The organism is Streptomyces sp. NPDC050743, from assembly GCF_044456925.1.
Lineage (GTDB): Bacteria > Actinomycetota > Actinomycetes > Streptomycetales > Streptomycetaceae > Streptomyces.
Window position 1 is genome coordinate 1 of sequence record NZ_JBITGJ010000246.1, and the last position, 4,637, is coordinate 4,637.

Here is a 4,637-nt window from a genome sequence, read left to right on the forward strand (position 1 = left end):
CAGCGTCATGCGACGGCCCCACGTCCGCACCGGCGAGACGAACCAGGGCAAACCACCGGATCACCCAACACGATCAGGCTGCGGAAGAATCGAGGCTGGACCAAGAAAGACCCCGACGGCGCCATCGAAACCGCGTCCGCCGCGTTCAACATATTCGTAGAGACGAAGACGCAGAACAAAGCAACCTTCACGGAACGCATGTCGATCGTGCCCGTGGACATGGACACCGATCTCGGCGCCGTCTCCCTCGACTACTGGCAGACCCCCTGCACCCCGGACTGCGACGCCACCTATACCACGAACTGGACCGACGCGACCTGGACAAGCCTGACCGACAAGCACTGGGCGTCCGCGACGAAGTCGAACACATGGACCACGCCGACCGCCGGCACCTCCGAGAAGTTCGACCGAGGCGTGTACCTGAGCTTCAAGGCAGACAGCCCCAATTGGCAAGGCGTTGTCCCCGTCGACAAGCCAGAGATCTCGCTGTTCGACCAAATCCGCTGCGACAACTCGGTGACCGTCCCCAACTCCACCGGATGCATCTTCTACAAGCACATACCGACATACACCGTGAACGATCGGAAGTACCCGGTCGCTGCTGCGTACTACTGGCTGCTCCGCGAGGAACTGCCGTCACACCCGGGCAGCGAGGAACACAAAACGCCGCTCCACCGGGAGATCGACCAGAGCGTGCGGGACAAGAACAGAGGAGTGGTGTGCCCCAACTCCTGGAAGCCATACGACAAGGCAACCCCTGAGGCGACCACAAACAGCCCCGACGGCCGGCAATGCGATGAGTACCCCTTCGCGTCAACGAAGGAAAGCGGCGGTCAGTTCGTCGACAGCGGCGACGAGTGCATTCAGCTGTACGCCCAGAAGAGTGCCAGTGACGGCAAGTGGCGCATGTACTACGACGACCGCCCGGGAGTCGCTGCGCCCACGTGGCAGGAAGTCTGCGGACGGGCATCGATGTCCGCGAAACAGAACGAGGGCGCGGGCCGCGACGTCGGCTCCTTCTACAAGAAGGCCCGCGTAGACGACAACGATCCCTTCTACATCAAGGCCCCGGACCTCGAGGGCTGTCGCCCCGATGAAGTCTGCGTGGTTCAGCCGCACTAGCTGGTTGGAACAAGGTGGCGGTCCGGAGTAGTTTCCTGCTCCGGACCGCCTCAGTGCTTCATGCCCACATCACGTGTGCATCATGACCTGCGCCGCTCACGCTTGGCGTCTGCGGCTCGGCATAGTCGGCAAACCGCATGGGAACTTCCTCCGCGAGAGCTCCCAGAAGCTGCTGGAACATCTGATGAAGACTGTCCCAAACCTTCACCGGCGCGTCCGTGTCACCGGTCTGCAGGCCGTATAGCACGTTCCCGAACCCGTCTCCGGCACGGTGATCAACGATGAGCTTCCCGCCCGTGAGATCAGAGGCGATCGGAACCCACCGTACGTGGAACGAGTACCCATACACACCGTCGTAAATGTCACGTAGGTCAGGGTCTTCCGACTCGTTCGCATCGATCCACTCAGCGATGCCTTCCTCCATCCACCGCTGCCCGTCACGCATTCCAGCCGAGGTGAGCAAGATGAAACCCCCAGGAAGGATGACCCCTGGGCCCGCATGGCTGGTGGCGGACGACCCGTCATGACGCCGCAACCACGTCACGAGATCGGGATGCAGGTCGAACCGTCGGTCAGTAATGGCGTCGATATCATCCTGCGTAGCCGGAGGATTCAACGCAGCATAATCCGCTGGAGCGTTAGCCCCTAGCCATGCATCGAGGTGACCCAGTACGTCATCGAGTGAATCAGTCATGCGGCGACCCTAACAACTGCCAATCCATCACACTCCATTTCCGGCAGGCGCCCGAGCAAGCGACCGAGTGCAGTAGAGCCGATCACGACCGGGGAGTCCAGGCCCGCCCGACACTTTGCCACCGAACTCGTTGCCCGCGTCCCCTCCCCCGAGGTTTAGTACTGCGACGGTGCTTGCTGTGACTGATGGCCAGGTCAGGGACTGCGTCCGCGGCGTTTGTAGTGGCTGGTGCGGGCTTGGTGTTGTCGTCGTCGGCGCCAGGTGGACCAGTTCAGGATGTGGTCGGCGGGCGTGGGTCGGTGGTTGGTGAGGCAGGTGATCAACCGTCGTATTTCGGCGAGGCTGAGGTGGATGAGCTGGGAGGATCCGCTTCTGCTTTCCCGGCATGCGGCTCGCGGGCTCGCAGCACGGTCAGGCAGGCGTGGGCGGCCATGGCCCAATGTCGCTTGATTAGGCAGCTGGCGCCATCCGTCGAGGTTGAGGTGACGTCCGGCCAGACACGCTCATCTGCGTGATCGCTGGGCTGCTCGGTGGTGCGGGGCGTTGGTCTTCGGCGAAGAGCTGGAGTTCGACGGTGTGGGTGACGTGGGTGGTGGCCGGCTCGTCTGGCCGCAGGGTGCGGTAGCCGGTGCTGCTGCGCTTGGTGGCGCGGGGTGCGGCGCGTCCGGGGCGGGGCTTGACGGCCTCGCGGACCAGGTCGGCCTGGACGTCACGGATCTTGGCGGCCAGCTGCCGAGGGGGGAAAGTCCGCGCCGATGGAGCGTCGGGCGGCGGCGAGGGTCTGCTTGAAGCTGATGTGCGAGACGGGGAGGTGCGCACGGTGGGCGGACTCGGCGGCCAGCTGGTGGATGGCCTGGTAGACGCACAGCATGGCCCACAGTTCCTGCTCGACCATGGCGGGGCTCATCGAGCGCAGGGTGGCAGTCCGCCCACCTCGCTGCTCGATCTTGATGTGCTTGAAGATCGTTTCGCTGGTCCAGCGCGCCGTGTACAGCTCCGCCAGCTCGCGGGCGGGCGCCGAGCCCGGATCGAGCAGCGTGGTGATCAGACAGAACAGCTCGGAGGTCTCCTCGCTGACACCGTCGGTGTCCAAGGTCGCGGTCACCACCGTGTACTCGATCACCCGCACCGTGGTCCGCTTCCCACGCGCACCGTTGAGGTGGGAGAGGTAGCTACCGTCCCGCAGCACCTGGTCCACTGGCAAAGTGAAGGAGTCCGAGGCGCGCCACAGGAGTTGGGCCCCTGTGCCGGCGGCGGCCTGCCACAGGTCGAAGGCGGGAAAGCCCCGGTCGGCCATCAGCAGCATCCCGGTGTGCAGGTGCACCAGCAGGCGGTAGGCCAGGGTCCGCTCGCCCACCGCGAAGGAGTCGAAGACCGTGCCGATCATCGCCTTGGTACCGCACTCCACCAGCGCCAGCAGCCGCACCTGAGGGAACGGTCCGGGCCGACTCCCGTTGGCGGCCCGGCCGTAGGCCGCGGCATTGGCCTCGCTGGCGGGCACGTCAAACAGCGTGCCGTCCAGGGACGTCAACCGCAGGCCGCGCCAGAACGCCCCGGGCGTGGCCGGTGTCCCGCTCGTCCCGGCGACCCGGTCGAACAGCAGCCGCAGCGGCCCTGGGCCAAGCCGCTTGCGGGCCTCCGTCAGCGACCCCGTGCGGGCCGGCCGCCAGCCCTCGCCGGTACGGCGCGGCCAATGCTCCACCAACTCCCGCAGCACCAAACCGTATCCGTAACCCGTGAACAACCACATCGTCAGCACGAAGTAGACCGTCAGCCGCGCGGGCAGCGACCGCGTGCGCTCCTCGCGCGCCCCAGCCTCGTCGACCACGAAATCGACCAGCTCGGGCGTGAAGGTCCGCGACAGCACACCCATCCGGATCCGCTCCGGGTACGTCTCACCAGCTATGTGGTCCCTTGGCACAAGATCGAGATCATAGACGATCTTGGGCTAACCGAGCGACGTTGGGCCATGGCCAGGGTCATGTGGCGGTGCCAGCCGGGATAGCGGCGGACTTGGTAGTCGTGAAGGCCGCATTCCTGTTTCGCGCTCTGGAAGCATTCCTCAATCTGCCAAGCACACTGCACCTATGAATGGGTATCAGGTAGGTGATGTGCCGGTAATCGGGCGTGAGGGGCTGTTGCGGCTGGTCGCGGTGGTCGAGCGGCTGCGGGCTCGGCAGGGTGAAGAGGAGAGCGAGTCGTCGTGGACGACGCAGGGGGCGGCTGCCCCAGAGCCTGACCGGTCAGGGTCTGGGCGAGGAAGTGTGTGCGGGGCTGCCGGAGGTGAACCGGCTGCTGGCGGTGCGGTGGCTGGCGGTGTTGGCGGGCCGGGCTCTGCCGGACACGGCTGCTCCGTTGGTGAGCGGTGAGGCGGGCCGGTCATGACGGCACTGTTGCCGTGGGAGCGGTCGGGGAGCAAGGTGAGCGACCGGCAGCTGACCAGGCTCGCGGTCGTGTATGTGCGGCAGTCCAGCATGCAGCAGGTCGCGGATCACCAGGAGTCGACCCGGTTGCAGTACGCGCTGGTGGACCGGGCCGCTGCGCTGGGCTGGCCTGCTTCGCGGGTGGTGGTGATCGATGAGGACCTGGGTCGTTCCGGGGCGAGTGCGGTCGCACGGTCGGGGTTCCAGCGTCTGGTCACCGAGATCGGGCTGGACCATGTCGGCCTGGTGCTGGGCATCGAGATGTCTCGCCTGGCACGATCGGGGAAGGACTGGTATCAGCTCATCGGTGCGCCACGAAGTACTACGGATTCGTGTGGAGATGGAAGGGCTCCACCGCCTGGCCGTCGCAGCGGTCGGGTGAAGCTGGAGGCAGTCTG

The 4,637-nt window shown here is 65.6% G+C and carries 3 protein-coding genes and 1 pseudogene; 2 read left to right on the top strand and 2 right to left on the bottom strand.

Annotation, left to right across the window (positions count from 1 at the left end; all coding sequences use genetic code 11):
• Positions 1 to 1,122: pseudogene (locus ACIBJF_RS52245) on the top strand (hypothetical protein); the annotation flags it as partial.
• 58 nt (positions 1,123 to 1,180) lie between these two features.
• Here ACIBJF_RS52245 and ACIBJF_RS52250 read toward each other — a convergent pair.
• Positions 1,181 to 1,816 (bottom strand): SMI1/KNR4 family protein, encoded by a 636-nt coding sequence (locus ACIBJF_RS52250; protein ID WP_399184933.1) that lies wholly within the window; start codon positions 1,814 to 1,816, stop codon positions 1,181 to 1,183.
• A gap of 709 nt (positions 1,817 to 2,525) precedes the next feature.
• Positions 2,526 to 3,689 carry an IS4 family transposase gene (locus ACIBJF_RS52255; RefSeq protein WP_399184934.1) on the bottom strand — a complete coding sequence of 388 codons (1,164 nt, stop codon included), beginning with the start codon at positions 3,687 to 3,689 and terminating at the stop codon, positions 2,526 to 2,528.
• Positions 3,690 to 4,236: 547 nt separating this feature from the next.
• Here ACIBJF_RS52255 and ACIBJF_RS52260 point away from each other — a divergent pair.
• A partial coding sequence (locus ACIBJF_RS52260; protein ID WP_399184935.1) for a recombinase family protein occupies positions 4,237 to 4,637 on the top strand: 401 nt, incomplete at its 3' end.

Coding starts and splice junctions, on each gene's coding strand:
- ACIBJF_RS52250 (WP_399184933.1), bottom strand. CDS start 1,816: ATGACTGATTCACTCGATGACGTACTGGGTCACCTCGATGCATGGCTA.
- ACIBJF_RS52255 (WP_399184934.1), bottom strand. CDS start 3,689: ATGGGTGTGCTGTCGCGGACCTTCACGCCCGAGCTGGTCGATTTCGTG.